At 66.8% G+C, this 24,956-nt stretch carries 34 protein-coding genes; 31 read left to right on the top strand and 3 right to left on the bottom strand.

Annotated elements, in window-relative coordinates; translation table 11 throughout:
- The 26 genes from rpl4p to C474_RS05350 all read left to right on the top strand — a co-directional run bounded on the left by rpl4p (window position 1) and on the right by C474_RS05350 (window position 18,040).
- Window positions 1-747, top strand: a complete 747-nt coding sequence (rpl4p, locus tag C474_RS05475) for a 50S ribosomal protein L4 (RefSeq protein WP_008384747.1) — start codon at window positions 1-3, stop codon at window positions 745-747.
- Window positions 744-998, top strand: coding sequence for a 50S ribosomal protein L23 (locus C474_RS05470; RefSeq protein ID WP_008384746.1), 255 nt, complete (start codon window positions 744-746; stop codon window positions 996-998). The genes rpl4p and C474_RS05470 overlap by 4 nt, the downstream gene beginning before the upstream one ends.
- A gap of 2 nt (window positions 999-1,000) precedes the next feature.
- Window positions 1,001-1,726 carry a 50S ribosomal protein L2 gene (locus tag C474_RS05465; RefSeq protein WP_008384745.1) on the top strand — a complete coding sequence of 242 codons (726 nt, stop codon included), beginning with the start codon at window positions 1,001-1,003 and terminating at the stop codon, window positions 1,724-1,726.
- Between the two features lie 2 nt (window positions 1,727-1,728).
- The gene (locus tag C474_RS05460; RefSeq protein WP_008384743.1) at window positions 1,729-2,154 is read left to right on the top strand and encodes a 30S ribosomal protein S19; all 426 of its coding nucleotides are present in this window, start codon (window positions 1,729-1,731) and stop codon (window positions 2,152-2,154) included.
- Between the two features lie 3 nt (window positions 2,155-2,157).
- Window positions 2,158-2,619 carry a 50S ribosomal protein L22 gene (locus C474_RS05455; protein WP_008384741.1) on the top strand — a complete coding sequence of 154 codons (462 nt, stop codon included), beginning with the start codon at window positions 2,158-2,160 and terminating at the stop codon, window positions 2,617-2,619.
- A complete protein-coding gene (locus tag C474_RS05450) occupies window positions 2,619-3,650 on the top strand; it encodes a 30S ribosomal protein S3 (protein ID WP_008384739.1) in 1,032 nt (343 codons plus the stop codon). The genes C474_RS05455 and C474_RS05450 overlap by 1 nt, the downstream gene beginning before the upstream one ends.
- Before the next feature lie 3 nt (window positions 3,651-3,653).
- The gene (gene rpmC / locus C474_RS05445) at window positions 3,654-3,863 is read left to right on the top strand and encodes a 50S ribosomal protein L29 (protein ID WP_008384737.1); all 210 of its coding nucleotides are present in this window, start codon (window positions 3,654-3,656) and stop codon (window positions 3,861-3,863) included.
- Window positions 3,864-3,874: 11 nt separating this feature from the next.
- Window positions 3,875-4,318: a ribonuclease P protein component 1 gene (locus C474_RS05440; RefSeq protein ID WP_008384736.1), complete on the top strand. Its 444-nt coding sequence runs from the start codon at window positions 3,875-3,877 to the stop codon at window positions 4,316-4,318.
- Entirely contained in the window at window positions 4,309-4,635 is a 327-nt protein-coding gene (locus tag C474_RS05435) for a 30S ribosomal protein S17 (RefSeq protein WP_008384734.1), read from the top strand. Before C474_RS05440 ends, C474_RS05435 begins: the two co-directional genes overlap by 10 nt.
- The gene (locus tag C474_RS05430) at window positions 4,635-5,033 is read left to right on the top strand and encodes a 50S ribosomal protein L14 (protein WP_008384732.1); all 399 of its coding nucleotides are present in this window, start codon (window positions 4,635-4,637) and stop codon (window positions 5,031-5,033) included. The genes C474_RS05435 and C474_RS05430 overlap by 1 nt, the downstream gene beginning before the upstream one ends.
- A gap of 8 nt (window positions 5,034-5,041) precedes the next feature.
- The gene (gene rplX / locus C474_RS05425; RefSeq protein ID WP_008384730.1) at window positions 5,042-5,407 is read left to right on the top strand and encodes a 50S ribosomal protein L24; all 366 of its coding nucleotides are present in this window, start codon (window positions 5,042-5,044) and stop codon (window positions 5,405-5,407) included.
- The gene (locus tag C474_RS05420; protein WP_008384726.1) at window positions 5,404-6,162 is read left to right on the top strand and encodes a 30S ribosomal protein S4e; all 759 of its coding nucleotides are present in this window, start codon (window positions 5,404-5,406) and stop codon (window positions 6,160-6,162) included. The genes rplX and C474_RS05420 overlap by 4 nt, the downstream gene beginning before the upstream one ends.
- A complete protein-coding gene (locus C474_RS05415; protein ID WP_008384725.1) occupies window positions 6,159-6,704 on the top strand; it encodes a 50S ribosomal protein L5 in 546 nt (181 codons plus the stop codon). Before C474_RS05420 ends, C474_RS05415 begins: the two co-directional genes overlap by 4 nt.
- The gene (locus C474_RS05410) at window positions 6,701-6,877 is read left to right on the top strand and encodes a 30S ribosomal protein S14 (RefSeq protein WP_008384724.1); all 177 of its coding nucleotides are present in this window, start codon (window positions 6,701-6,703) and stop codon (window positions 6,875-6,877) included. The genes C474_RS05415 and C474_RS05410 overlap by 4 nt, the downstream gene beginning before the upstream one ends.
- Before the next feature lie 2 nt (window positions 6,878-6,879).
- Window positions 6,880-7,272, top strand: a complete 393-nt coding sequence (locus C474_RS05405; protein ID WP_008384722.1) for a 30S ribosomal protein S8 — start codon at window positions 6,880-6,882, stop codon at window positions 7,270-7,272.
- 4 nt (window positions 7,273-7,276) lie between these two features.
- A complete protein-coding gene (locus C474_RS05400; protein WP_008384720.1) occupies window positions 7,277-7,813 on the top strand; it encodes a 50S ribosomal protein L6 in 537 nt (178 codons plus the stop codon).
- Window positions 7,814-8,521, top strand: a complete 708-nt coding sequence (locus tag C474_RS05395; RefSeq protein ID WP_008384717.1) for a 50S ribosomal protein L32e — start codon at window positions 7,814-7,816, stop codon at window positions 8,519-8,521.
- A complete protein-coding gene (locus C474_RS05390; protein WP_008384715.1) occupies window positions 8,518-8,973 on the top strand; it encodes a 50S ribosomal protein L19e in 456 nt (151 codons plus the stop codon). Before C474_RS05395 ends, C474_RS05390 begins: the two co-directional genes overlap by 4 nt.
- Window positions 8,973-9,527: a 50S ribosomal protein L18 gene (locus tag C474_RS05385; protein WP_049916737.1), complete on the top strand. Its 555-nt coding sequence runs from the start codon at window positions 8,973-8,975 to the stop codon at window positions 9,525-9,527. The genes C474_RS05390 and C474_RS05385 overlap by 1 nt, the downstream gene beginning before the upstream one ends.
- Entirely contained in the window at window positions 9,524-10,171 is a 648-nt protein-coding gene (locus tag C474_RS05380) for a 30S ribosomal protein S5 (RefSeq protein ID WP_008384712.1), read from the top strand. Before C474_RS05385 ends, C474_RS05380 begins: the two co-directional genes overlap by 4 nt.
- Window positions 10,171-10,635 carry a 50S ribosomal protein L30 gene (locus C474_RS05375; protein WP_008384710.1) on the top strand — a complete coding sequence of 155 codons (465 nt, stop codon included), beginning with the start codon at window positions 10,171-10,173 and terminating at the stop codon, window positions 10,633-10,635. Before C474_RS05380 ends, C474_RS05375 begins: the two co-directional genes overlap by 1 nt.
- Window positions 10,632-11,129, top strand: a complete 498-nt coding sequence (locus C474_RS05370; RefSeq protein WP_008384708.1) for an uL15m family ribosomal protein — start codon at window positions 10,632-10,634, stop codon at window positions 11,127-11,129. The genes C474_RS05375 and C474_RS05370 overlap by 4 nt, the downstream gene beginning before the upstream one ends.
- Before the next feature lie 3 nt (window positions 11,130-11,132).
- Window positions 11,133-12,599, top strand: a complete 1,467-nt coding sequence (secY, locus tag C474_RS05365) for a preprotein translocase subunit SecY (RefSeq protein WP_008384706.1) — start codon at window positions 11,133-11,135, stop codon at window positions 12,597-12,599.
- 137 nt (window positions 12,600-12,736) lie between these two features.
- Window positions 12,737-14,641: a glycoside hydrolase family 15 protein gene (locus tag C474_RS05360; protein WP_008384704.1), complete on the top strand. Its 1,905-nt coding sequence runs from the start codon at window positions 12,737-12,739 to the stop codon at window positions 14,639-14,641.
- A gap of 788 nt (window positions 14,642-15,429) precedes the next feature.
- Window positions 15,430-16,431, top strand: a complete 1,002-nt coding sequence (locus C474_RS05355) for an alpha/beta hydrolase (RefSeq protein ID WP_008384702.1) — start codon at window positions 15,430-15,432, stop codon at window positions 16,429-16,431.
- 265 nt (window positions 16,432-16,696) lie between these two features.
- Window positions 16,697-18,040: an ornithine cyclodeaminase gene (locus tag C474_RS05350; protein ID WP_008384697.1), complete on the top strand. Its 1,344-nt coding sequence runs from the start codon at window positions 16,697-16,699 to the stop codon at window positions 18,038-18,040.
- Window positions 18,041-18,043: 3 nt separating this feature from the next.
- Here C474_RS05350 and C474_RS05345 read toward each other — a convergent pair whose 3' ends face one another.
- Window positions 18,044-18,448, bottom strand: coding sequence for a universal stress protein (locus tag C474_RS05345; RefSeq protein WP_008384695.1), 405 nt, complete (start codon window positions 18,446-18,448; stop codon window positions 18,044-18,046).
- A gap of 109 nt (window positions 18,449-18,557) precedes the next feature.
- Between C474_RS05345 and C474_RS05340 the strand changes: the two genes are divergently transcribed.
- Together C474_RS05340 and C474_RS05335 are read left to right on the top strand one after the other, a co-directional pair.
- The gene (locus C474_RS05340; protein WP_008384693.1) at window positions 18,558-19,574 is read left to right on the top strand and encodes a DUF7490 domain-containing protein; all 1,017 of its coding nucleotides are present in this window, start codon (window positions 18,558-18,560) and stop codon (window positions 19,572-19,574) included.
- The gene (locus tag C474_RS05335) at window positions 19,571-19,918 is read left to right on the top strand and encodes a hypothetical protein (RefSeq protein ID WP_008384691.1); all 348 of its coding nucleotides are present in this window, start codon (window positions 19,571-19,573) and stop codon (window positions 19,916-19,918) included. Before C474_RS05340 ends, C474_RS05335 begins: the two co-directional genes overlap by 4 nt.
- Window positions 19,919-19,928: 10 nt before the next feature.
- On the opposite strand, the gene C474_RS05330 is transcribed toward C474_RS05335, so the two are convergent.
- Together C474_RS05330 and C474_RS05325 are read right to left on the bottom strand one after the other, a co-directional pair.
- Entirely contained in the window at window positions 19,929-20,750 is an 822-nt protein-coding gene (locus C474_RS05330; RefSeq protein WP_008384689.1) for a ZIP family metal transporter, read from the bottom strand.
- 114 nt (window positions 20,751-20,864) lie between these two features.
- On the bottom strand, window positions 20,865-21,566 hold the full coding sequence (locus tag C474_RS05325; protein ID WP_008384687.1) for an SDR family NAD(P)-dependent oxidoreductase: 702 nt from the start codon (window positions 21,564-21,566) through the stop codon (window positions 20,865-20,867).
- Between the two features lie 104 nt (window positions 21,567-21,670).
- On the opposite strand from C474_RS05325, the gene C474_RS05320 reads away from it, so the two are divergent.
- From C474_RS05320 to cruF, 3 genes are read left to right on the top strand one after another with little or no spacing between them, the layout of a single operon-like run.
- Complete coding sequence (locus C474_RS05320) at window positions 21,671-23,170, top strand: phytoene desaturase family protein (RefSeq protein WP_008384685.1); 1,500 nt, start codon at window positions 21,671-21,673, stop codon at window positions 23,168-23,170.
- The gene (locus C474_RS05315; RefSeq protein ID WP_008384682.1) at window positions 23,167-24,027 is read left to right on the top strand and encodes a prenyltransferase; all 861 of its coding nucleotides are present in this window, start codon (window positions 23,167-23,169) and stop codon (window positions 24,025-24,027) included. Before C474_RS05320 ends, C474_RS05315 begins: the two co-directional genes overlap by 4 nt.
- A complete protein-coding gene (gene cruF, locus C474_RS05310; RefSeq protein WP_008384680.1) occupies window positions 24,020-24,889 on the top strand; it encodes a bisanhydrobacterioruberin hydratase in 870 nt (289 codons plus the stop codon). The genes C474_RS05315 and cruF overlap by 8 nt, the downstream gene beginning before the upstream one ends.
- Window positions 24,890-24,956: the final 67 nt, after the last annotated feature.

Genomic DNA, 24,956 nt, shown 5'->3' with positions numbered 1-24,956 from the left:
ATGCAGGCAACAATCCGAGACCTGAACGGCGACGACGCCGGCACGCTCGACCTTCCCGAGGTCTTCGAGACGGCCTACCGGCCGGACCTCATCAAGCGCGCCGTCCTCGCCGCGCAGGCAAACAGAAAGCAGGCGTACGGAGCAGACCCCTACGCGGGGATGCGCACCCCGGCCGAATCGCTGGGTAGCGGTCGCGGTATGTCTCACGACCCCCGTGAGAACGGCCGCGCTCGCCGCGTTCCCCACGCCGTCAGCGGTCGCAAGGCGCACCCGCCGAAGGCGTCGAAAGAACAGGGTAAGAACATCAACGACAAGGAGCGAAAGCTCGCCGTCCGCTCGGCGATCGCCGCCACGGCGGACCCCGAACTGGTCGCCGAACGCGGCCACCGCTTCGATGAGGACCTCGAACTGCCGCTCGTCGTCTCCGACGACTTCGAGGACCTCGTGAAGACCAAAGAGGTCGTCTCGCTGCTCGAAGCGCTCGGCGTCCACGCCGACGTCGAGCACTCCGAGGACAACCGGCGAGTCCGATCCGGTCAGGGGAAGGCCCGCGGTCGCAAGTACACGCGACCCAAGTCCATCCTCTTCGTGACGGCCTCCGAGCCGTCCAAGGCCGCTCGCAACCTCGCGGGCGTCGACGTCGCCACCGCGGCGAACGTCGGTGCCGAGGAACTCGCGCCCGGCACGCACGCCGGTCGACTCACGCTGTTCACCGAGAGCGCTATCGAGGAGGTGGCCGACCGATGAGCTCCGTCGTCCGCCACCCGCTCGTGACCGAGAAGGCGATGAACGAGATGGACTTCGACAACAAGCTCCAGTTCGTCGTCGACCTCAGCGCCACGAAGCCCGAGATAGTCGAAGAGCTCCAGTCGCGTTACGAGGTGTCCATCGAGAACGTGAACACCCAGATAACGCCGAAGGGCACGAAGAAAGCTACCGTCCGACTCTCCGAGGACGACGACGCGCAGGAAGTCGCGTCGCGAATTGGGGTGTTCTAACAATGGGACGACGAATACAAGGCCAGCGTCGCGGGCGCGGCACGCCCACCTTCCGGGCGCCGTCGCACCGCTACAAGGCCGAACTCTCGCACAAGAACGCACAGGAGGAGACGATCTCCGGCACCATCGTCGACATCGAACACGACCCGGCCCGCAGCGCGCCCGTCGCGGCCATCGAGTTCGAAGACGACGACCAGCGCCTCGTCCTCGCACCCGAGGGCGTCGCGGTGGGCGATACGATTCAGGTCGGCGTCTCCGCAGAGATCAAACCCGGTAACACGCTCCCGCTCGCCGAAATCCCGGAAGGGGTTCCGGTGTGCAACGTCGAGCGACAGGTCGGCGACGGCGGCAAGTTCGCCCGCGCGTCGGGCACGAGCGCCCAACTGCTGACCCACGACCGGCACGTCGCCGTCGTGAAGCTCCCGTCCGGCGAGGTCAAGCGCCTCAACCCGCAGTGCCGCGCCACCATCGGCGTGGTCGCCGGCGGCGGTCGGACGGAGAAGCCGTTCGTGAAGGCGGGGAACAAACACCACAAGATGAAGGCGCGAGGCATCAAGTGGCCGCGCGTGCGCGGCGTCGCCATGAACGCGGTGGACCACCCGTTCGGCGGCGGCGGCCGCCAGCACCCCGGTCGCCCGAAGTCCGTCTCGCGTAACGCGCCACCGGGGCGCAAGGTCGGCGACATCGCCTCCAAGCGCACCGGCCGCGGCGGTAAGGGAGGTAACTGAACATGAGCTCGGAATACCGAACCGGCCGTGAAGGTGAGGAGTTCACCTACCGCGGTCACACGCTCGAAGAGCTCCAGGAGATGGAGCTCGACGAGGTCGTCGAACTGCTCCCCGCACGAGTGCGGCGAAGCATCAACAGAGGGCTGACGCTCCAGAAGGAGAAGCTCCTCGACGAGGTCCGCGAGGCGGACCCCGAGGAGACGGCCAACTCGCCCATCCGGACGCACCTCCGCGATATGCCCATCCTGCCGGTGTTCGTCGAGAAGACGTTCGCCGTCTACAACGGGCAGTCGTTCGAGCGCGTTCGCGTGCAACCCGAGATGATCGGACACTACCTCGGCGAGTTCCAGTTGACCCGAAACTCGGTCGAACACGGTCAGGCCGGCATCGGTGCGACCCGGTCCTCAAAGTTCGTCCCGCTCAAGTAACCTATGGGAATCAACTACAGCGTCGAGGCCGACCCGGACATCACCGCAAAGGGGATGCTCCGTGACCGGCCCATCAGCCTGAAGCACAGCAAGGCCATCTCGCGCGAGATAAAGGGCATGACCGTCGAGGACGCCGAATCCTACCTCGACGCCGTCATCGAGGGAGAGCGTTCGGTCCCGTTCCGCCAGCACAACACCGGCGTCGGACACCGCTCCGACATCGACGGCTGGGACGCGGGTCGCTACCCCGAGAAGGCGTCGAAAGCGTTCCTCGAACTCCTGCAGAACGTCGCGGCCAACGCCGACGAGGACGGCTTCGACGGTCGTTCGATGGAGATCATGCACGTCGCCGCGCACAAGGTCGGAGAACGACCCGGTCGTAAACCCCGCGCGTTCGGGAGTGCAGACCCATTCAACACCACACTCTGTGACGTCGAACTCATCATCGAGGAGGTCGAGGAGTAATGGCTGACGAACACCAGTTCATCGAGAACGGGCTTCAGCGCTCGCAGATCGACGAGTTCTTCGCGGACGAACTCGGTCGCGCGGGCTACGGCGGCATGGACGTCGCCAAAACGCCGATGGGCACGCAGATCGTCCTGAAGGCCGAAAAGCCCGGAATGGTCATCGGTAAGGGCGGGAAGAACATCCGCAAGGTGACCAAGGAACTCGAGAACCGCTTCGACCTCGACGACCCGCAGATCGACGTGCAGGAGGTCGACGAACCCGACCTCAACGCGCGAATCGTCGCGGACCGTCTGGCGAACGCACTCGAGCGCGGTTGGTACTTCCGCAAAGCGGGCCACACGACCATCGACCGCATCATGGATGCGGGCGCCCTCGGCGCCGAAATCATCCTCGCGGGGAAGGTCACGGGCGCTCGATCGCGCGTGGAGAAGTTCAACCGCGGCTACATCAAGCACAACGGCGAACCCGCCCAGTCCATCGTCGACGAGGGGCAGGGCGTCGCCGTGATGAAACTCGGCACCATCGGCGTGAACGTCAAGATCATTCCGCCGGGAGCCAAGCTTCCCGACGACTTCGAGATCGAAGACGACGCCGACCCCGAAGCGGTCGAGCAGACCGTCGAGTCCGAGGGCGTCGAGGAACTCCTCGAGGACGAACCCGAGGAGATCCCGGACGTCACCGAAGACGACGAGGACGTCGACGTGCCCGACGAGGACCCGACGGAGGTCATCGACGAGGAGATCGTCGAAGAGGTCGTCGAGGAGTCCGGCGACGTGGCCTCGCGCTCCGAGAGCGCGGAGCCCGACCCGCAGGAAGAGCCCGTCGGCACCGGCGACGTCGAAGACGAGGACGTCTCGCCGGACGACGACGAGGCCGACGCCACGGAGGCCGAACTCGACGAGGAGGTCGAAGCGGAAGCCGAAGACCTCGTCTCCGAGATGGAGGAGGCCGACGAGGACGAAGCGAACGCCGACGACGCCGACGAGGAGTCCGAGGCGGACGCCGCCGACGAAGAAACGGAGGAGTAATACATGGCAATCCTCTACCCCGAAGAGATTCGCGACATGACGCCCGCCGAGCGTGACGCAGAACTCGAAGAACTCGAGACGGAACTGCTCAACGCCAAGGCCGTGCAGGCCGCGGGCGGCGCGCCGGAGAACCCCGGTCGCGTCGGCGAACTGAAGCGAACCATCGCCCGAATCAAGACGATTCAGGGCGAAGAAGGCGACTTAGACGAGTAATCCGAACCACGATGGCACTGACACCCGAGACGCTCACGCGACACGAACTCAACGGCCTCCGTCTGGAGGTCGTCGACGCCGCCAACCCCGACCTCGTCGGGATAGCCGGCCGTGTCGTCGTCGAGACGATGCAGATGCTCCACGTCGACGTCCAAGCGGCGTCCGACGGGGAGACTCGGGTGCTGCAGGTGCCGAAGCAGGGGACGACCCTGCAGTTCGAGATTCCGCCGCGGGACGACGTTCCCGCAACCACACATACGCGCACAGATGAAGCCGCCGACGCCGAGAAGGCGTCGGGGACCGCGTCCAAACTTCGGTCGGAAACTGCCGGCGAATTCGAAGCCGGTCAGTCTGGTCGTTGCCAGGGCGCGGCCTACGTTACGGTGGATGGCGCACGTCTGCTCTCACGACCCGCCTTGCGAACAGAGAAGGCAGGTGACACAACATGGCGATAGGACTGAACGTAGAAGAACCGGAGGAGGCCTGCTCCGACGAGAACTGTCCGTTCCACGGCTCCCTTGCCGTCCGCGGACAGACGCTCGAAGGAACGGTCGCCTCCACAGACATGGACAAAACCGTCGTTGTGGAACGCGAATACGACGTTCGCGTTCCCAAGTACGACCGCTACATGAAGCGGCGTAGTCGCATCCCGGCCCACGCACCCCCGTGCATGGACCTCGCCGAGGGCGACACGGTACGTATCGCAGAGACCCGACCGCTGTCGAAGACGAAGGCGCACGTCGTCGTCGAGACGCTCGGAGGTGAGGAGTGATGGAGGCGCTGAAGGCCGACGTCACGAAGGGCCTCGCACGAGGCTCGCTCATCAAGTGCGCCGACAACACCGGCGCGCGTCAGCTGAAAGTCATCAGCGTGAAGGGCTACTCAGGAACCAAGAACCGACACCCGAAGGCGGGCATCGGCGACCAGATCACCGTCTCGGTGACCAAAGGGACGCCGGAGATGCGCCGCCAGGTGCTCCAGGCCGTCATCGTTCGACAGCGGAAATCGATCCGCCGACCGAACGGGACGCGCGTGAAGTTCGAGGACAACGCCGCCGTCATCATCGACGAGATGGAAGAGCCTCGCGGGACCGAGATCAAGGGTCCCATCGCGCGTGAGGTCGCGGAGCGCTTCGGGAGCATCGCCTCCACGGCGACGATGATCGTATAGCACAGACCATGACCAAACAACCACGCAAACAGCGAAACGAGACGCAGAACGCGCCGCTTCACGAGCGACAGAAGCAGGTTCGCGCGACGCTGTCGGGCGACCTGCGCGACGAGCACGGCCGCCGTAACGTGCGCGTCAACGCCGGCGACACGGTCGAAGTGCTCCGCGGCGACTACGCGGGCACCGAAGCCGAAGTCGCCCGCGTCGACCTCACGGACGCGGTCATCTACGTCGAGGACGTCACGGTCGCGAAGGCCGACGGCGAGGAACTGCCTCGTCCCCTCGACGCCAGCAACGTCCGCGTCGTCGAACTCGACCTCGAAGACGAGCGTCGCGAGGAGCGTCTCCAAGCGGACTCGGAGGATAACGAATGACGAAGCACCAGAAGCGACTCTCGGCACCGAACTCGTGGCCGATAGAACGCAAAGAGGAGACGTTCACGGTCAAGGCCGGCGCCGGTCCGCACGGGCAGGCGGGGGTTCCCCTGCTCATCCTGCTGCGGGACGTGCTCGGCTACGCTGACTCGAAGAAGGAGGCGCGCTACGCGCTCAACCAGGACACCGTGCTCGTCAACGGAGACGCCGTCTCCGACGAGTCCCGTCCCATCGGGATGTTCGACATCCTCGCGTTCACGGAGCGAGAAGAGTACTTCCGCGTCTTCCCCGACGAGGGCGGACGCCTCGCGCTCACGCCGATCGACGCCGAGTCGGCCGACAGCCGCCTCGGGAAGGTCGCCGGCAAGCAGAGCGTCAAGGGCGGCGCCACGCAGCTTACGCTGCACGACGGCTCGAACGTCCGCGTCGAGGACGAGGACGACCCGGACCAGTACCACTCGAAGGACTCGCTGGTCGTCGACAACGAGACGAAGGAGATCGTCGCGCACTTCCCGTACGAGGAGGGCGCGCTGGTCACCGCCGTCGACGGCACGCACGCCGGCGAGATCGGCGAGGTCACCGAGATCACCGTCACGCCCGGCAGCGGGAACAACTCCGTCACCGTCGAGACGGACGAGTACACGTTCGAGACGGTCGAACAGTACGTCGTCGTCATCGACGAGAACTTCACCGGCGACGGCGAATCCGCGGCGCCCGAGGCCGAGACCGACTCCGACGGAGGTGACGACGAATGAGTGAAAGTGAGAGCGAAAGCGAGAGCGAGTTCCACGAGATGCGCGAGCCGAAGATCGAGAAGGTCGTCGTCCACATGGGCGTCGGCGAAGGCGGTCGCGAACTCGCGAACGCCGAGGACATCCTCGAAGAGATCACGGGCCAGCAGTCGGTCCAGACCATCGCGACGCGCGCGGCGACGCAGTTCGGCGCGCGAAAGGGTGACCCCATCGGCGCGAAGGTCACGCTCCGCGGCGGGAACGCCGAGGAGTTCCTCGAGACGGCGCTGCCCCTCGCGAACATCTCGGAACGGCAGTTCGACGAGACGGGTAACTTCAGCTTCGGCGTCGAAGAGCACACCGAGTTCCCCTCTCAGGAGTACGACCCGCAGATCGGTATCTACGGGCTGGACGTGACGGTCAACCTCGTCCGCCCCGGTTACCGCGTCAAGAAGCGCGACAAAGCGTCGCGCAGCATCCCCTCGGCGCACCGAATGAGCGCCGAGGACGCCATCCCGTTCCTCGAATCCAACTTCGACGTGGACGTGGAGGCTACAGAAGAATGAGCGAATCAGAGACCGAACAGACGGGCGAGCACGCGACACGGCGCACGGGACAGGAGAACGAGTGCCGCCGCTGCGGCCGCAAACAGGGACTCGTCGGCAAGTACGACATCAACCTGTGCCGGCAGTGCTTCCGCGAGGTCGCCCGCGATATGGGATTCAAGAAGTACAGATAACAATGGCAGGAAACGACCCCCTCTCCAACGCTCTCGCCGGCGTGAACAACGCCGAGAGCGTCGGGCATCTGTCGCACGAGATACAGCCCGCCTCCAACGTCATCGGCTCCGTCCTCGAGGTCTTCTACGACCGCGGGTACGTCGACGGCTTCGAGTTCGTCGACGACGGCAAGGCCGGAACGTTCGAGGTCGAACTGAACGGCGCTATCAACGAATGTGGTGTCGTCAAGCCCCGCTACTCCGCGGGTGCCGACGAGTTCGAGAAGTGGGAGAAGCGATATCTCCCCGCCCGCGACTACGGGACGCTCATCGTCACGACGAGCCACGGCGTCATGAGCCACTACGACGCCCGCGAACAGGGCATCGGTGGCCAAGTAATCGCCTACGTGTACTGAGACAATGAACCGAGTAGAAATCGAAATTCCGGACGACGTCTCTGCCGAGATCAAGAACCTCGATCTAACCATCGAAGGCCCCAACGGGAGCGTCACGAAGACGCTCTGGTACCCCGCCATCAGCGTGGCGGTGGACGACGGTCACATCGTCATCGAGTCCGACGAATCGGACGCGAAGACGAACGCGACCGTGGGCACCTTCGAGAGCCACGTGGAGAACATGCTCTACGGCGTCACCGAGGGATGGGAGTACAAGATGGAAATCTACTACGCCCACTTCCCGATGCAGGTCAACGTGCAGGGTGACGAGGTCGAAATCGAGAACTTCCTCGGCGAGAAGGCGCCGCGGTACGCGAAAGTCCGCGGCGACACACAAGTACAGATTGACGGCGAAGAGATGGTCCTGACCGGTCCCAACAAAGAGGACGTCGGGCAGACCGCCGCCGATATCGAACAACTCACCCGCGTGAACGACAAGGACACGCGCGTCTTCCAGGACGGCGTGTACATCACGCAGAAACCGGAAAAGGAGACGGTCTAAATGGCTGACGAAGAGATTCAAGAACTCGAAGACATCAGCGGCGTCGGTCCCTCGAAGGCCGAGGCGCTCCGCGAGGCCGGCTACGAGTCGGTCGAGGACGTGAAGGCCGCGAGCCAGTCCGAACTGGCCGAGGTCGACGGCGTCGGGAACGCGCTCGCTGCGCGTATCAAAGCCGACGTCGGCGGTCTCGAAGTCTCCGAAGACACCGAAGCGGAAGTCGAAGAGGAGACCGAGGAACCGGAGTCCGAAGAGGAGTCGGACGTGGAGACGGAACTCCAACCCCGCGGTCACGCGGACAAGACGCCCGACCTCGACTCGGACACGGCGGCGGCGCTCACGCAGAAGCACCGCGAGGGCAAGCCCGCCTTCCGACGGCAGGACTACCACAAGAAAAAGCGGACGCCCGAATCGTGGCGGAAGCCCCGCGGCAACCTCTCGAAGCAGCGCCGCGGCGTCAAAGGCAAGGGGCCGAAGGTCGAGTCGGGATACCGCTCGCCGAAGGCCGCCCGCGGCCTCCACCCGTCCGGCTTCGAGGAGGTTCACGTCCACAACGTGAACGACCTCGAGGGCGTCGACGGCGACACCGAGGCCGTCCGCATCGCCTCCTCGGTCGGCGCACGCAAACGCGAGCGCATCGAGGAAGAAGCGGAGGACCGCCAGATTCGCGTCCTCAACCCCACCTACGTTGAAGTGGAGGTCGACGAATGACCGATCTGAAAGCCCAGCGACGTATGGCCTCCGACGTCCTCGACGTCGGAAAGAGCCGCATCTGGTTCGACCCGGAAGAACAGGCCGACATCGCGGAAGCCATCACCCGAGAGGACATCCGCGAACTCGTCGACGAGGGAACGATTCGCGTCCAAGACGCGAAGAGCAACTCGAAGGGGCGCGCCCGAGAGCGCGCCGCGAAGCGTTCCTACGGTCACCGGAAGGGCCCCGGCTCCCGCAAGGGGAAATCCGGCGGTCGGAAGAACTCGAAGGACGAATGGATCAGCCGAATCCGCGCGCAGCGTCGTCGCTTGAAGGAGCTTCGCGACGACGGGCCACTGACGCCGACGCAGTACCGCGAACTGTACAACAAGGCGTCCGGCGGCGAGTTCGACAGCGTGGACCGGCTCGAAGCGTACATCAACAACAACTACGACGTGGAGCTACAATAATGGCGACAGGACCACGCTACAAGGTGCCGATGCGACGTCGCCGGGAAGTCCGGACGGATTACCACCAGAGGTTGCGCCTGCTGAAATCGGGCAAACCACGCCTCGTTGCTCGCGTGAGCAACAAGCACATCAGGGCGCAGCTGGTCACCCCCGGACCGAGCGGAGACGAGACACACGCGGCCGCCTCCTCGGAGGAACTCGCAGAGTACGGCTGGGAAGCCCCCACGGGCAATCTCCCCAGCGCGTACCTCACGGGCTTTCTCGCTGGGACGCGGGCGCTGGAGGCCGGCCTCGAAGAGGCCGTCCTCGACATCGGCCTGAACACGGCGACGCCCGGTAACAAGGTGTTCGCGGTTCAGGAAGGAGCGATAGACGCTGGCCTCGAAATCCCGCACAACGAGTCGGTGCTCGCGGACTGGTCGCGTAACCGCGGCGAGCACATCGCCGAGTACGCAGAGCAGCTCGACGAGCCGCTGTACGGCGGCGATTTCGACGCCACGAACCTACCCGAGCACTTCGACGACGTGCTCGAACGACTGCAGGAGGACGCATGAGCCAACGCAACAGCAACGGCTGGGAGCCGCGAACGCGGCTCGGCCGCATGGTACAGGACGGCGACGTCACCTCGATGAAACAGGCGCTGGAGACGGGGCTTCCGCTCAAGGAGCCCGAAATCGTCGACCAGCTTCTGCCCGGACTCGAAGACGAGGTGCTCGACATCAACATGGTTCAGCGCATGACCGACTCCGGTCGGCGTGTGAAGTTCCGTTGTGTCGTCGCCATCGGGAACCGCGACGGGTTCCTCGGCTACGCCGAGGCCCGAGACGACCAGGTCGGATCGGCCATCCAGAAGGCCATCAACGTGGCGAAACTGAACATCATCGAGGTCGACCGCGGTTCGGGGTCCTGGGAGGACTCCGCCGGCGGCGTGAACTCCCTCACCCGGAAGGCCGAGGGGAAAGCCGGCTCCGTGACGGTCGAAATCATGCCCGCCCCGCAGGGGCTGGGCCTCGCGGCCGCCGAAACCGTTCGGAACATCCTCGAACTGGCCGGCGTGCAGGACGCGTGGACCCGCTCGAACGGGAACACGCGCACGACGGTCAACCTCGCGAAGGCGACGTACAACGCGCTGAGAAACGCCTCGCAGTCGCGCACACCGCGGCGCGCACGAGAGAAACAGCAGGAGGCGGGCAACTGATGCAAGCTATCGTTCAGCTTCGCGGCGACGTGAACATGAGCGAGGCCACCCACGACACGCTGAAGATGCTCAACATCCACAGCGTGAACCACTGCGCGTTCGTCCCCGAGACGGACACCTACCGTGGGATGATCACGAAGGTAAACGACTACGTCGCGCACGGGGAACCGAGCGCCGACGTGGTCGAGACGCTGCTGCGAACGCGCGCCGAACCCGAGGAGGGTTCCGAGACGGTCGACGACGACTGGATCGCAGAGCACACCGACTACGACGACGTCTCCGCGCTGGCGGAGGCCATCGTCGACGAGGAGACGACGCTGCGCGAGCAGGGTCTCTCCCCCGTGCTTCGCCTGCACCCGCCGCGCGGCGGTCACAAGGGTCAAAAGCACGTCACGAAAGAAGGCGGTCAGCTCGGAAAGCACGAGACCGAGCAGATCGACGAACTCCTGGAGGACATGCGATGACCTCGAAGAAACGACGACAGCGCGGCTCTCGCACGCACGGCGGCGGCACGCACAAGAACCGGCGCGGCGCCGGTAACCGCGGCGGTCGCGGCCGCGCGGGGCGGGACAAACACGAGATCCACAACTACGAACCGCTCGGAAAACACGGCTTCAAGCGCCCCGAAGCGGCGCAGGACACCGTCGTCGAGGTTCGCGTGCAGAAACTCGACGAGGATGCGGCGCTGCTGGCGGCCGACGACGTGGCCGAGAAGGACGGCGACGCCTACCGCGTCGACGCTCGCGACGTGGCGGAAGACGGCTACGACGCGGACGTGGTGAAAGTGCTCGGCGGCGGGCAGGTCAGACAGGAACTGCACGTCGTCGCCGACGCGTTCACCGCCGGTGCGGTCGAACTCATCGAGGAAGCTGGCGGCAGCGCCGAACTCTCCGAGCGCGGAGAGGAAGCGCAATCCGAAGAAGATAACTCGGACGACGAGGAAAGCTCCGAAGAGTAACCTATGGGATGGAAGGAGGCCGCCGAACCGGTGCTGACGCGGATGCCTGCAGTCGCCCGACCGGAAGGGCACGTCCCGTTCCGCCGAAAACTCGGCTGGACGGCGGGCATCCTCGTGATGTATTTCTTCTTGACGAACGTGACGATGTTCGGTCTGCAGACGCAGGCCGCTGGGGGGGACTTCTACGGTCGGTTCCGTAGCCTCCTCGCAGGGTCGCAGGGGTCGATACTCCAACTGGGTATCGGTCCCATCGTCACCGCGAGCATCGTGCTGCAACTGCTCGGCGGGGCCGACCTGCTCGGCTTGGACACCGACGACCCGCGTGATCAGATCCTCTATCAGGGCCTCCAGAAGCTACTGGTGGTCGTGATGATCTGTCTCACCGGGTTGCCGATGGTGCTCGCGGGGGGCTATCTGCCCGCGAGCCAGCAGGTCGCGCAGTCGCTCGGCATCGGCCTCGGTGGCGTGAAGGGAATCATCTTCGCGCAGATGTTCGTCGGAGGCATTCTCATCCTGTTCATGGACGAGATCGTGAGCAAGTGGGGTGTCGGGTCCGGCGTGGGGCTGTTCATCATCGCGGGCGTCAGCCAGCAGCTCGTCGCCGGGCTGTTCAGCTGGGAGTCTCTCGGTGCCACCTCGGGGCTGTTCCCGACGTGGATCGGCATCCTCACCGGCGCCGTCGACATCGGCTCGCCGCTCTCGCCGGGCGGGTTGTCCGACATCTTCCTCGGACAGGGTCAACTGCTCGCGCTAATCACGACGCTGCTGATCTTCGGCATCGTCGTGTACGCCGAGAGCGTCCGCGTGGAAATTCCGCTGTCGCACGCCCGCGTGAAGGGCGCCCGCGGCCGCTTCCCGGTGAAGCTCATCTACGCGAGCGTCCTGCCGATGATCCTCGTCCGCGCCCTGCAGGCCAACATCCAGTTCCTCGGGCAGATCCTGAACAACTGGACCGGCCTGCCGGCGTGGGCTGGGACCTACAGTCAGGGGCAGGTCACCGGCGGCCTGTTCTACTACCTCGCGCCCATCCAGTCGCGCGGCGACTGGATGTGGTTCCTCGGGCTCACCTCCCAGGAACCCGCACAGATCCTCCTGCGCGTCCTCATCGACCTGACGTTCATGGTCGTCGGCGGCGCCATCTTCGCCGTCTTCTGGGTCGAGACGACCGGGATGGGTCCCGAATCCACCGCACAGCAGATTCAGAACTCCGGGATGCAGATTCCCGGCTTCCGGCGCAACCCGCAGGTGATCGAGAAGGTGATGGAGCGGTACATCCCGCAGGTCACCATCATCGGCGGCGCGCTGGTCGGACTGCTCGCTGTCATGGCGAACATGCTGGGCACCATCGGGTCGGTCTCCGGAACGGGACTGCTACTGACGGTCTCCATCACGTACAAACTGTACGAGGAGATCGCAGAAGAGCAGTTGATGGAGATGCATCCGATGATGCGCAACATGTTCGGCGGGTAACGACCGTCCGCGGCGGACGATACCCTCTCCTCTCGTTATTTTCGCACCGATAGTCGACGGCTCGTCGCCGCGGTACCGTTCGCAGACCGAGCCCACCGCCCAGAAGCTATTTCGGACGTTCGTGGATTGTTCAGGCCATGCAAGCCGATTTCAAGCCGCTCGAACACTACGGGGTCATCGGCAACCTCGAGACGTGCGCGCTCGTCGGCCGGGACGGGGCCGTCGACTGGTGCTGTCTGCCGCACGTCTACTCGCCGAGTGTGTTCGCCGCAATACTCGACCCCGACGTCGGGGGGCGGTTCGCCATCAGTCCCGCCGGCGAGTTCGAGTCCGAGCAGGCGTACCTCTCTCGGACGAACGTCCTGCAGACGACGTTCGAGACCGATTCGGGGACGATGACGGTGACGGACTTTATGCCAATCGTGGAAGCGAACAGCGGCGAAGAGCCCGATATTCGCGGACTCTACCGGAAGGTGACGTGCACCGAGGGGTCCGTAGAGGTGGACGTGGAGTTCGACCCGCGGTTCGACTACGGGCGCGTCGACACCGCGATAAACTCGATAGTGGACGGGGTGACCGCGACGGGCGACGACAGACATCTGTACCTCTCGACGCCGACGGAGTTGCGTATCGAAGACGGCGCCGCCCGCGGAACGTACCGCCTCGAGGCACACGAGACGCAGTGGTACGTCCTCCAGTACGACATGGACGCGCCGACGGACGCGGAGGACTGCGAGCGACTGCTGGAGGAGACGGCGCAGTATTGGCGGGAGTGGGCCCACTCCTGCGTCGAATCGGAGTGTCTGTTCGGCGGCGAGGCGCACGACTACGTCGTCCGCTCGGAACTGGTGCTCAAACTGCTCAACTACCGCGAGACGGGGGCGTTGGCCGCGGCGCCGACCACGTCGCTGCCGGAGGACATCGGCGGCGTGCGTAACTGGGACTACCGGTTTTCGTGGATACGCGACGGCGGCATCACGGTGCGCGCGCTGACGAATCTCGGTCACGTCGACGAGGCGAGCGACTACGTGCACCGCTTCCTGAAGCTGAGTCGGATGGGCGACTCCGCGGAAGTCCAACCGCTGTATGGCGTCGAGGGCGACACCGAGTTAGAAGAGGAGGAACTGGACCATCTCCGCGGTTACCGCGACTCCGAACCGGTTCGTATCGGCAACGAGGCGGCCGACCAACAGCAACTCGACGTGTACGGCGACCTGATACTCGCGCTGTACCAGCGGTTCTGGAGCGACGAACAGGACGTGACCGACGAGGACTGGAAAGCGCTCTGCGATATCGTCGAGTACGTCTGCGAGCACTGGGATGATAAGGGAGCGGGTATCTGGGAACTGCGAGGAGAGCCCAGACATCTCGTCTACTCGAAGGTGATGTGCTGGGTGGCGCTCGACCGGAGCGTCCGACTCGCCGAGCGAACGGGGCGGGAGGGACCCGTCGACCGCTGGCGGGAGTGCCGCGCGGAGATAAAAGAGACGGTCTTAGAGCGGGGGTTCGACGAGGAACGGAACAGCTTCACGCAGTCGTTCGAGGGCGACGAACTGGACGCCTCCAGTCTCCTCATCGCGCTCTCGGGCATCCTCCCGTTCGACGACGAGCGTATCGTCGGCACCGTCGACGCCGTGCGCGAGCATCTGACCACCGACGACGGCCTCGTCTTCCGCTACGAGAACGACGGCCTCCCCGGCGAGGAAGGCGCGTTCGTGTTCTGCTCGTTTTGGCTGGTCAACGCCCTCGTCGCCACCGACCGGGTCGAAGAGGCGTGGGACGTCTTCGAGAACGTCCTGGAGTATGCGAGTCCGCTCGGCCTGTTCGCGGAGGAGATAGACCCCGAAACGGGCAGACAGATAGGCAACTTCCCGCAGGGGTTCAGCCACATCGGGCTGATAAACAGCGCGCTGTACCTCCGAGAGGCCGAGTACGACTGGGCGACGGTCGATCCGCTGGGTCAGGCGACGCTGATTCAAGAGCGGGAGTCCGAACGGGACGGGGACGCGGCGGTCGACGCACCGCGGCGCGACGAGGCCTGACGGACGGGTCGGGTTCGACCCGTCTCACGCGTCGGCTTCGGTCTTCTCGATGCGTGGCCGTTGCGCGCAGCAGTCCCCGGGCTTGCGGTCCCGACGTCCGTCGCCGTGTACGCGTCGACCCGAGCCTCCTCGAACTCCATCGACCTCGTCGCCGCCGCGTCGTCGTTTTCGGTAGGTAGAGTCCCCTCACCGACCTTTGACTCCATATGATTATCAAAATTGATATCTCGACGGCAGATTTTATATTTCCGCGTATTTTCGATGATACTGTCGGCGCGCGGTGCGGCCCCCCAAGCCCGCCGGCGGGCCGACGTGTGCGGGTCGTTCAGACGCGAGCGTACGCGTACACACCGATCAACGCCACGTAATCCAACTCGCCGCTGTCGGCCAAATCGGCGGGCCGTCGCTCGCGCGACGGTCCCCACCCGGCGGGGCTCTCCCCCGAGGGCCCCGCCGGCGCTCGGTCGGCCCGGAACGGGACTGCCTACCCCCGCGCCGGGTCGCCGCTCCGCCGTCCGAGACTGCCTACCCTCGGACGGACGCACCGAGTCGCCGAACCGGTCGATATCACGCGCATGCGTCGGTCTCCCCCGAACGGCCGTCCGCGGGCGGCGGCGATTGGTTTCTCCTTCGACACTTTCGTTCGAGAGCTCTCTCGCGACAAGCGTTTAGACGGTCGCCGCGGTAAGGGTCTGTATGTCCGACGCGACCAGGAGCGCGCAGCGTCGTCCCCGAAGCAACAGCGCCGGCGTCCGATCGACGTCGACGCACCGACCGGGGGTGCCCGCGTGACCCGACCCTCCGGCAGGGGAGAGTGGGAGCGAGCCAAGTACGCCAACCGGGAGGGCGACGGCTACCGGACCGACGGGCGCGACGCCCGGCGTCCCTCGCGGGAGTCATTCTCGAAGGTGACGATGGGCTTCGAGAGCGCCGGCGAGCGCTGTTCGGGATGGCTCTACCGACCCGACAGACCCGCCGAACCGCCGGTCGTCGTCATGGCCGGCGGTCTGGCAGGCGAGCGTTCGTTCGGTCTGCCCGCGTACGCCGAACGACTCGCGGAGGCGGGATACGCCGTCTTCCTGTTCGACTACCGAAACCACGGCGACAGCGACGGCGACCCGCGGAACCTCGTCTCGCCGGCGCGCCAGCGGACCGACTGGGAGGCGGCCGTCGAGAGCGTTCGGGGCCTGGACGACCTCGATACCACCCGCCTCGTCCTCTGGGGCACCGACATCGGCGGCGGACACGCTCTCGACGTGGCCGCGGACGACCCGCGCGTGCGCGCCGTCGTCGCGCAGACGCCGGTGCTCTCGGGCCGGTCGTTCCTCTCGACGCGCGGGCTGGGATTCGTCGCGAAGTCGGTGTTCTCGGGCGTCCGCGACCGACTTCAGTCGCTTCTCACCGACCCGCACACCGTTCCCGTCGCCGGCGACCCCGAGGAGTTCGCCCTCGTCTCGACGCCGGGCGCGCGCCGGGGCTATCTCGACACCGTCCCCTCGGATACCGACTGGGACAACGAGACGCCCGCCCGGTCGCTCCTCAACCTCGTCCGCTTCTCGGCCGGCGACGACTTGGAGAGCGTCGCCTGTCCCGTCCTCGTCGTCGGCGGGACGCGCGACGACGTGGTGCCCGTCGACGGCGTCGAGTCCGCGGCGGACGCCCTTTCGGACGCGACGTTCCTCCGCCTCCCGACCGGCCACTTCGACGTCTACGAGGGCCGCGGCCGCGACTCGGTCGTCGGTCACGGCCTCGCCTTCCTCGAGGGCGAAGTCGGCGACGCCGACCGGTAGGGGGCCTCACCGCGAATATCAACGGAGATACTCGGCACAACACGGTTATCCGTCTCCGGCTCCCTGCTATGATATCATGTCCCACCCGACCGGTCGCGCACGCAGAGCCGCCGTCGCCGTACTGCTGATCCTCGCGGTCGCCGCGTCGCCGGAGCGTCCCGCGTAGGCCGACCCGCGTCCGGTCGGTCCGACCGTCGAACCGCGCCGTCGCTCCTGTTCGGACGCGTGCGTGACCTTCTTAGGACGGCACCGCACACTTCCGACGATGACCGCCACGCGAACCGTCGAGCTAGACGGGCACATCATCGACTCCGGGATGATGCAGCGAGCGTTCGGACTCGTGATGGACCTCGGCGGCGACTTCGAGGTCGAAGAGTTCGTCGTCGGTAAACACAAGGACAAGACGTCGCACTGCCGGATGGCCGTCACCGCGGGCCCCGACGAGGACGACGCCGACTTACAGGAGATACTGCACGAACTGCACCAGATCGGCGCGAACCTCATCGACCCCGTGGACGCCAGGGTCGTCCCGGCGCCGGCCGACCAAGTCGTCCCGCACGGCTTCTACTCGACGACGAACCACCCGACGCGCGTCCGCTACGAGGGCGAGTGGATCGACGTCCAGAACATCGAGATGGACTGCGCCATCGTCGTTGAGGAAACCTCAACGGGCAACCAGAACTCTTCGAGTTCTGGTGACGTCGTCGAGGAAACCGACGACGGCGTCCGTGCCTACACGAAGGTGCTGAACGCCATCGAGGAGGGCGACCTCGTGGTGACCGACGAGGCGGGCGTCCGCGTCGAACCGCCGGAACGCCCCCGAGACGCCTCCGGTCCGTTCGGGTTCATGCAGGGCGGCGTCTCCTCGGAGCGACCCTCCGAGTCGCTCATCAAGCAGGTGGCCGACGCCCTCGAAGAGACGAAGGCGCAGGGCGGGAAGGTGCTCGTCGTCGCCGGCCCGGCCCTCATCCACGCCGGCGCGGGCGACGACTTGGCGCGCCTCGTCCGCGAGGGTTACGTCGACATGATATCCGCGGGCAACGGCTTCGCCACTCACGACGTCGAACGCGGTCTGTACGGCACCTCCCTCGGGATGGACATGGAGACGATGGAGCACCCGCGGAAGGGGCACAAACACCACATCTACACCATCAGCGAGGTCATCCGCGCGGGCGGCATCGAGGAGGCCGTCGAGGAGGGTCTCGTCGGTAGCGGCATCATGTACGAGTGCGTGAAAAACGACGTGCCGTACGTCCTCGCGGGGTCCATCCGCGACGACGGCCCCCTGCCCGATACCATCACCGACGCGGTGGAGGCCCAGGAGGCCATCCGCGAACAGGCCCACGAGGCCGACATGGTGTTGATGCTCTCCACCCTGCTGCACTCGGTGGCCGTCGGCAACTGCCTGCCCTCGACGACGCGCGTCGTCTGCGTCGACATCAACCCCGCGACGGTGACGCAGTTGCTCGACCGGGGGAGTTCGCAGGCCATCGGCATGGTGACCGACATCGGGACGTTCGTACCGACGCTGGCGGACGAGGTGCTGACCGGCGACAGTTCGGTCACCGACGGGGGCGAGGACGCCGACGCGGACGCGGCGGACGACTGAATCTCACTCCATCCGTTCGAGCGGAACGACGGCCATCGGCCGGTTCGAGTTGAGGAGAATCTGCTGCGCCGTGCTGCCGAAGACGACTTTCGCCGTCGGGTTGCGCTTGCGAATCCCGACGACGAGTTCGTCGGCGTCCACCTCTTCGGCGTAGTCGAGGACGTCGTCGGCCGGGTCGTTGCCGCGGACGAACTGGTGCGTCTCGACGTCGGCGAACCCCCCGAGTCGGGCCGCGACGACGTTGAGAGCGTCCTCCCCCTCGCGAGCGTCCTCGCCCGACGTATCGTCGCCGCCGGGCAGGGAGTTCACGGCGTGGACGGCGTCGCCGTCGTCGAGCCGCGAGACGAGATAATCACAGAGGACGGCGCTCGTATCGACGTGATTCGTCGCCAGCACGTACGTTGTCATACCACACGACTCGCGGCAAACGACAAAAACCCGCCGCCCCCTGACTCGGACGGTCGGTTTGACCCCCGCGAGCACAAAACCTATGCCGAACTGTTCTGTCAATTGATATATGAACCGCGACGCCGTCCTCGCGACGGCCGCCGTCGGAGTCGTCGCCGTCGCCCTCCTCGCAGTCCTCGCCGTCCCCGGGGTGCTCGCCGACCCCGCCGAGGAGGTGACCCGCCCCGGCCCCGTCGACGTGGCGGAGATGAACATCGGGTACGACGACGCCGCGGTCCGCGGCGAGACGGTGACGCTGGACGTGGAGACGCGCGTGCGCCACCGCGGCAACCCGACGCGGAACGTGACGCTCCTCGTCCGCGCCGTCGACGCCGACTCCGGACTCGGAGCGACGAGCGAGACGGTCGACGTGGGAACGCTCGAAGACGACGGCGAGACGGCCGTCCGGACGAACCTCACGGTCGAACGCGAGGGCGGCTACCGCATCGAGGCGGTCCTGTTCCGCGACGACGAACGCGTCGATGAGGCGTCGAAGACGGTCCGCGGGTTGGAGGCGCTGACGCCGGCGTACGCCCGGACGACCGTCGCGTTCAGCGACCGGGAGGCACTCCCGCCGCTGTCGTTCTCCGTCGCCGAGGGCGGCGGGAACCGGACGACGCTGGACCTCGCGGCGTCGCTGACGAACGCGGGTGACGCCCCCTCGGAGGACCTCGCGGTGACGTTCGTGCTCCGGCAGGCGGACTCGAACGTCGTCGCCGCGCGGACGACGAGCGACGTGGGGACGATTCGACCGGGTCGGACCACCACGACGACGGCGTCCGCGACGGTGCCGGCGGGCTACAACTACTACCTCGACGCCGTGCTGACGAAGGACGGCGTCGTCGTCGACACCGCCCGCACCGCGGCGAATCTCGACCCAACGAGGCGCATCACGGTGAACGAGACGGAGGAGGACGTCGAGTTCCGCGTCGAGGACTTCGAGTCCGGCGGGACGGGCGGCGAGCGACCGACGCCCGCGGCGACGGCGAGTGGCGGGACGGCCGGCGGCGCGCCCGGGTTCGGCGTCGCCGTCGCCGTCGTCGCCCTCCTCGCGGCGGCGCTTCTCGCGCGGAGGCGAGAGCGATGACCGACCGAGAGGGAGACGACGCGGACGCGCGCGGAGACACGACCATGACCACCGAATCCACAACCGAGACGGGGGAACCGACGCGGGAATCGAGCGCCGACGAGTGGGGGACCGTCGACCGACTGCGGCGGACGCTGAACTACGCCGTCCTCGGCGGACTGCTCCTCCTCGCGGCGGTTTCGGCGGTGCAGTTGTATCTCGCCGTCGGACGGACCATCTCCACGTTCGTCGTCTACGAGTACCGCGCGCCGCTGATGGTCGCGTTCAACCTCGTCGTCCTGCTGCTCGCAGCGCTCGGAATCTCGTTGCAACTACGCCGGTTGTCGGGGTCCGAAGCGGAGTAGGCGACGGGCGTCAGACGACGAACAGCCACGCGAGAAACACCGTCAGACCGCCGAGGAACGTGCTGGCGACGGCGTGGAGGCGGAGGCGGTCCAACAGGTCGTGGGCGTCGCCCTCCACCGAGAGGTGTTCGTGTATCTCGCTGCCTATCTCGCACCGCGGGAGAAAGTCCATCGCCACGTGGAGGAACACGCCCGCGGCGAAGCCGAAGACGACGCCGCGGAAGGGGGCCGACTCGGGCAGGACGACGGCGCTGGCGAGGATGGCCGCGATGCCGAGCGCCGAGGCGGGGAGCAGCAGCGCCGAGACGGCGCGTCGCTTCGAGGCGAGGCGGCGCGCGGCGGCGTAGCCCGCCGGCCCCTTGTGCGAGACGATGGCGAGGCCGAGCGTCGGGCCGAGCGTCGGCATGTTACCGTAGACGATGCCGATGACGAGACCCGCCGAGAAGGCGTGCGCGGCGAGTTCCGCGACGGTCCGGTCGACGGGCAACTCCATGTGCGCGAGTCGGTGGCCGACCGTGTGGGAACCGAACCCGGCGAGCAGACCCGCCGCGATGCCGAACCCGCCGTACTGCGGGTGGTGACCGACCGCCTGCGGCACCAAGAAGACGGCCGCGCTGGTCACCATCGCGCCGCTGGCGAGGCCGTAGCCCCACACGAGGGCGTTTGCCCCCTCGTCGCGGTGACGGGCGCCGAGGGGGGCGGCGAGCGCCATCGCCGCGAACGCGACCCACGTTATCCCGAGCAGTTTCCACGCGCCGACGCTCGCCGCGTACGCCGAGAGGGCAACGAAGACGGCGGTGGCGGCGACGCCGACGCGCGAGATTCGGGACACGCTGTTAACTTCGGTGTCGCGGTTAATAGCAGTCACGATAATAATTCTTGGACCTGAGTTGATAACAGTATCGGTCACGGCGTCGTCGCTCGGGGGAGACCGGCGTGTACCCCGTCAACGCGTCGCGTCCTTCCACGCCCGCAGGTCGAGGCGGGCGCCGTCGAGGTCCGACCGGTCGAGTTCGGCGACGGCCCAGACGAACATCGGGGCGACGTCCGCGGGATCGCGCCCCGACCCGCCGGAGAGGTCCGTCGCCGCGAGTCCGGGGTCGACGACGCCGACGGCGGGGTCGACGTCGGCGGCGAACTGGCGGGCGAGACCCTCGGCGGCCGCCTTGGAGACGGCGTAGGCGCCCATCCCCGGTTTCGCGTCCGCGGCGACGGACCCCGACGGGACGAGGACGCGCGCGTCGTCGCTCGCGTGGGGGAGGAACTCGCGCACCGCCGCGAACACGCCGCGGACGTTCGTGCGGAGGGTGTCGTCGAACGCCGTGTAGGATTCCTCTCCTATCGGCGCCTGACCCGGCACCCCGTGGTTGACGGCGGCGTTGGCGACGAGGACGGCGATACCGTCGTCGGCGCCGCGGGCGGCCGTCTCCATCAGTCGTTCCACGTCGAACTCGTCGCGTACGTCCGCGCGGACGGCCTCGACGGACCCGGCCGCGCCCTCAGCGTTCTCCGCGACGTCCGAGAGCGACCCCTCGTCGCGGGCGCAGGCGACGACGCGCGCCCCCTCCGCGGCGAACGCTCCCGCGAGGGCCGCCCCTATTCCGCGACTCGCGCCCGTGATCACGACCGTTCGACCGTCTGCGTCCATGCCCCCCGTGCGGACGCGCGGAAGGTAAGCGCTCCGTCGCCGGAACCCGCAGTCCACTCCGCCCCAGTCAGTCGATTTATGCGTTCTACGTCCTAAGGTCGGCTATGAAATCTGTCTCGGACCTCTCCGCGGTCGAGGGGGCGTCCGTGGTCGTCGTCGGCGGTGGGTTCGGCGGCCTCTCGACGGCGTGCTACCTCGCGGACGCCGGCGCCGACGTGACCCTCCTCGAGAAGAACGAGCAGTTGGGCGGCCGGGCGAGTCGCCTCGAACGGGACGGGTTCCGCTTCGATATGGGGCCCTCCTGGTACCTCATGCCCGACGTGTTCGAGGACTTCTTCGGGCACTTCGACCGCACGCCCTCCGATTACTACGGACTGACGCGTCTGGACCCCCACTACCGCATCTTCTTCAAAGACGGCGACAGCGTCGACATGGTGTCGGACCTCGAGGCGAACAAGGAGACGTTCGAGTCGTACGAACCCGGCGCGGGCGAGCAGTTCGAGAAGTATCTGAAGAAATCGGAGAAGAACTACGAGGTGGGAATGAAACATTTCGTCTACACCGACCGGACCGAACTCTCCGATTTCGCCACGTGGGACGTGATGAAGAACGCGCGCGGCCTCTCGCTCGTCGGGTCGATGCAGGACCACGTCGAGCATTACTTCTCGCACCCGAAACTCCAGCAGATCATGCAGTACACCCTCGTCTTCCTCGGGGGCGCGCCGAACAACACCCCGGCGTTGTACAATCTCATGAGCCACGTCGATTTCAACATGGGCGTCTACTACCCCGACGGCGGACTCGGCGGCGTCGTCGACGGGATGGCCGAACTCGGCCGGGAACTCGGCGTCGATTTCCGCGTCGATAGCCCCGCGACGGAGATTCGGGGCCGCGAGGGCGGGTTCGTCGTCCGCACGGAGACAGAGGAGTACTACTCGGACTACGTCGTCAGCGACGCCGACTACCGCCACACGGAGATGGACCTCCTACCGGAGGGCAAACGGCAGTACGACGAGGACTACTGGGACACCCGGACGTACGCCCCCTCCGCCTACCTGCTGTACCTCGGCGTCGAGGGCGACGTGCCGAACCTCGAACACCACACGCTGGTCCTGCCGACGGACTGGAACGACCACTTCGAGAAGATATTCGACGACCCGGCGTGGCCCGACGACCCCGCCTACTACCTCTGCGTCCCCTCGAAGACGGACGACGACGTCGCCCCCGAGGGTCACTCGAACCTGTTCGCCCTCGTGCCCATCGCCGCCGGTCTGGAGGACACGCCGGAGCGGAGAGAAGAGTATCGAAACCTCGTGTTGGACGACATCGCGGAGCACACCGGCGAGGACGTGCGCGACCGCATCGTCTTCGAGGAATCCTTCTGCGTGAACGACTTCGCCGAGCGCTACAACAGCACGCGGGGGACGGCGCTCGGCCTCGCGCACACGCTGAGACAGACGGCGCTCCTGCGCCCGCCGCACCACTCCGAGGAGGTGCCCGGCCTCTACTTCACGGGGTCGTTCACCACCCCCGGCATCGGCGTCCCGATGTGTCTCATCAGCGGGCGACTGACGGCCGAAGAGATGGCCGAGCGAATCGCGTGACGCCCGCCGCGTCCGCCCGCGGCCGACTCTCGTATCTGTTCACGCTGTCGCGGCCGCGCTTTTGGCTCTACCTCGCCGGCCCCGTCCTCGTCGGCGCCGCCTTCGCCGCCGACGCCGTGAGCGACCTGTCCTCCCCGCCGGTGCTCGTCCTCGCGGGCTACTTCCTCCTGCCGGCGAACGTGTTCGTCTACGGCGTCAACGACGCCTTCGACGTCGACGTGGACGAGCGGAACCCGAAGAAAGACGACAGAGAGGCGCGCTGGCGGGGGAGCGAGGACGCCGCCGTCACCGCGGCCGTCGTCGCCTCGGGACTCCTCGGCGTCGTCGCCTTCGCCGTCACCCCGTCGCTCGCGTGGCCCTACCTCGCGGGATTTTTCTTCCTCGGAGTCGAGTACAGCGCACCGCCGCTTCGGTTCAAGACGACGCCGCTCTTGGATTCCGTCTCGAACGGCCTGTACGTCCTCCCCGGCGCAGCGGCGTTCGCGGCCGTCGCGGGCCACCACCCGCCCGCGGCCGCCGTCGCCGGCGCATGGTTGTGGACGATGGGGATGCACACGTTCTCGGCGATTCCCGACATCGAACCGGATCGCGAGGCGGGCATCCGCACGACGGCGACGTTCCTCGGCGAGCGTCGCACGTACGCCTACTGCGCCCTGTGTTGGCTCGCGGCCGCGGCGGCGTTCGCCCTCGTCGACCCGCGACTCGGCGCCCTACTGTTCGCCTACCCCGTCGCCGTCTTCGCCGTCGTCCGCTCGAACGTCGACGTCGAACGCGCCTACTGGTGGTATCCGGCGCTGAACACGCTCGTCGGGATGGCCCTTACGATGGGGGCGCTCTGGAGGCTGGTCCGTGGCTGAGTCGGGCTTCTCCGTCGAGGAGCGACTCCCGACCACGCGCGAGGAGTGGGAGCGACGGCTGGACCGTCTGGTGCGGGAGAACCGCTTTACAATCTCGGTGTTCTTCCCGCTGAACGGCCTCATCCTTCTCCTCGCCAGCGCCGAGGGCTGGTTCGACGGCACGCTCCTCGCCCCGCTGACGTTCAACGGCCTGTTCATCCTCTTCGGGACGATGGTGATGCGGTCGCCGCTGGTCGTCGGCGTCCTGCCGCGGACGACGCGGCGGGCGGCGACGGGCGTCGGTTTGCTGACGCTGTACGCCTACGCCGTCGAGTACACCGGCGTCCACACCGGCTTTCCCTACGGGAGCTTCTCCTACGGCGTCGACCTCGGACCGACCGTCGGCAGCGTTCCGCTCGGCCTCCCGGTGTTTTTCGTCCCCCTCGTGATGAACGCCTACCTGCTGTGTCTGCTCCTCCTGGGCGACAGGGCCGAGAGCGCCGCCGTCCGTCTCACGACCGTCGTCGCCGCCGTGCTGGCAATGGACGTGGTGTTGGACCCCGGCGCCGTCGCCCTCGGCTTCTGGGCGTACGACCCGCCCGGCGCGTTCTACGGCGTCCCGTGGTCGAACTACGCCGGGTGGGTGGTGAGCGCGACGGTAGCCGTCGCCCTCCTCGATTGGGGGTACGACCGCCGCCGCCTCCTCGCCCGCCTCGACGACTGCGAGTTCATGCTGGACGACCTCGTCTCGTTCGTCATCCTCTGGGGGGGCATCAACGCCTGGTTCGGCAACTGGCTCCCCGTCGCCGTCGCGGCGCTGTTCGGTCTCGGACTCGTCTCGACGGACCGGTTCGACTCGCGGGTGCTTCGGATTCGGCGGTGAGCGGGCGCGTTCGCGACCCCCTCTCGGTCCGCGGTCGGTCCGTACCGTGGACGACTCGACGCCGCCT

This window comes from Halogeometricum pallidum JCM 14848, assembly GCF_000337095.1.
Lineage (GTDB): Archaea > Halobacteriota > Halobacteria > Halobacteriales > Haloferacaceae > Halogeometricum > Halogeometricum pallidum.
The sequence above is the reverse complement of the archived record's forward strand: the minus strand, read 5'-3'. Positions and strand labels throughout refer to the sequence as shown.

Excerpts from the sequence above, each read along its gene's own strand:
- C474_RS05350 (WP_008384697.1), top strand. The coding sequence starts at position 16,697 with ATGACCGCCACGCGAACCGTCGAGCTAGACGGGCACATCATCGACTCC.
- C474_RS05450 (WP_008384739.1), top strand. The coding sequence starts at position 2,619 with ATGGCTGACGAACACCAGTTCATCGAGAACGGGCTTCAGCGCTCGCAG.
- C474_RS05455 (WP_008384741.1), top strand. The coding sequence starts at position 2,158 with ATGGGAATCAACTACAGCGTCGAGGCCGACCCGGACATCACCGCAAAG.
- C474_RS05370 (WP_008384708.1), top strand. The coding sequence starts at position 10,632 with ATGACCTCGAAGAAACGACGACAGCGCGGCTCTCGCACGCACGGCGGC.
- C474_RS05360 (WP_008384704.1), top strand. The coding sequence starts at position 12,737 with ATGCAAGCCGATTTCAAGCCGCTCGAACACTACGGGGTCATCGGCAAC.
- secY (WP_008384706.1), top strand. The coding sequence starts at position 11,133 with ATGGGATGGAAGGAGGCCGCCGAACCGGTGCTGACGCGGATGCCTGCA.
- C474_RS05470 (WP_008384746.1), top strand. The coding sequence starts at position 744 with ATGAGCTCCGTCGTCCGCCACCCGCTCGTGACCGAGAAGGCGATGAAC.
- C474_RS05435 (WP_008384734.1), top strand. The coding sequence starts at position 4,309 with ATGGCGATAGGACTGAACGTAGAAGAACCGGAGGAGGCCTGCTCCGAC.
- C474_RS05345 (WP_008384695.1), bottom strand. The coding sequence starts at position 18,448 with ATGACAACGTACGTGCTGGCGACGAATCACGTCGATACGAGCGCCGTC.
- C474_RS05400 (WP_008384720.1), top strand. The coding sequence starts at position 7,277 with ATGAACCGAGTAGAAATCGAAATTCCGGACGACGTCTCTGCCGAGATC.
- C474_RS05375 (WP_008384710.1), top strand. The coding sequence starts at position 10,171 with ATGCAAGCTATCGTTCAGCTTCGCGGCGACGTGAACATGAGCGAGGCC.
- C474_RS05460 (WP_008384743.1), top strand. The coding sequence starts at position 1,729 with ATGAGCTCGGAATACCGAACCGGCCGTGAAGGTGAGGAGTTCACCTAC.
- C474_RS05395 (WP_008384717.1), top strand. The coding sequence starts at position 7,814 with ATGGCTGACGAAGAGATTCAAGAACTCGAAGACATCAGCGGCGTCGGT.
- C474_RS05390 (WP_008384715.1), top strand. The coding sequence starts at position 8,518 with ATGACCGATCTGAAAGCCCAGCGACGTATGGCCTCCGACGTCCTCGAC.
- C474_RS05320 (WP_008384685.1), top strand. The coding sequence starts at position 21,671 with ATGAAATCTGTCTCGGACCTCTCCGCGGTCGAGGGGGCGTCCGTGGTC.
- C474_RS05405 (WP_008384722.1), top strand. The coding sequence starts at position 6,880 with ATGGCAGGAAACGACCCCCTCTCCAACGCTCTCGCCGGCGTGAACAAC.
- C474_RS05440 (WP_008384736.1), top strand. The coding sequence starts at position 3,875 with ATGGCACTGACACCCGAGACGCTCACGCGACACGAACTCAACGGCCTC.
- C474_RS05335 (WP_008384691.1), top strand. The coding sequence starts at position 19,571 with ATGACCGACCGAGAGGGAGACGACGCGGACGCGCGCGGAGACACGACC.
- rplX (WP_008384730.1), top strand. The coding sequence starts at position 5,042 with ATGACCAAACAACCACGCAAACAGCGAAACGAGACGCAGAACGCGCCG.
- C474_RS05410 (WP_008384724.1), top strand. The coding sequence starts at position 6,701 with ATGAGCGAATCAGAGACCGAACAGACGGGCGAGCACGCGACACGGCGC.
- C474_RS05420 (WP_008384726.1), top strand. The coding sequence starts at position 5,404 with ATGACGAAGCACCAGAAGCGACTCTCGGCACCGAACTCGTGGCCGATA.
- C474_RS05340 (WP_008384693.1), top strand. The coding sequence starts at position 18,558 with ATGAACCGCGACGCCGTCCTCGCGACGGCCGCCGTCGGAGTCGTCGCC.
- C474_RS05465 (WP_008384745.1), top strand. The coding sequence starts at position 1,001 with ATGGGACGACGAATACAAGGCCAGCGTCGCGGGCGCGGCACGCCCACC.
- C474_RS05415 (WP_008384725.1), top strand. The coding sequence starts at position 6,159 with ATGAGTGAAAGTGAGAGCGAAAGCGAGAGCGAGTTCCACGAGATGCGC.
- rpl4p (WP_008384747.1), top strand. The coding sequence starts at position 1 with ATGCAGGCAACAATCCGAGACCTGAACGGCGACGACGCCGGCACGCTC.
- C474_RS05380 (WP_008384712.1), top strand. The coding sequence starts at position 9,524 with ATGAGCCAACGCAACAGCAACGGCTGGGAGCCGCGAACGCGGCTCGGC.
- C474_RS05325 (WP_008384687.1), bottom strand. The coding sequence starts at position 21,566 with ATGGACGCAGACGGTCGAACGGTCGTGATCACGGGCGCGAGTCGCGGA.
- rpmC (WP_008384737.1), top strand. The coding sequence starts at position 3,654 with ATGGCAATCCTCTACCCCGAAGAGATTCGCGACATGACGCCCGCCGAG.
- C474_RS05430 (WP_008384732.1), top strand. The coding sequence starts at position 4,635 with ATGGAGGCGCTGAAGGCCGACGTCACGAAGGGCCTCGCACGAGGCTCG.
- C474_RS05385 (WP_049916737.1), top strand. The coding sequence starts at position 8,973 with ATGGCGACAGGACCACGCTACAAGGTGCCGATGCGACGTCGCCGGGAA.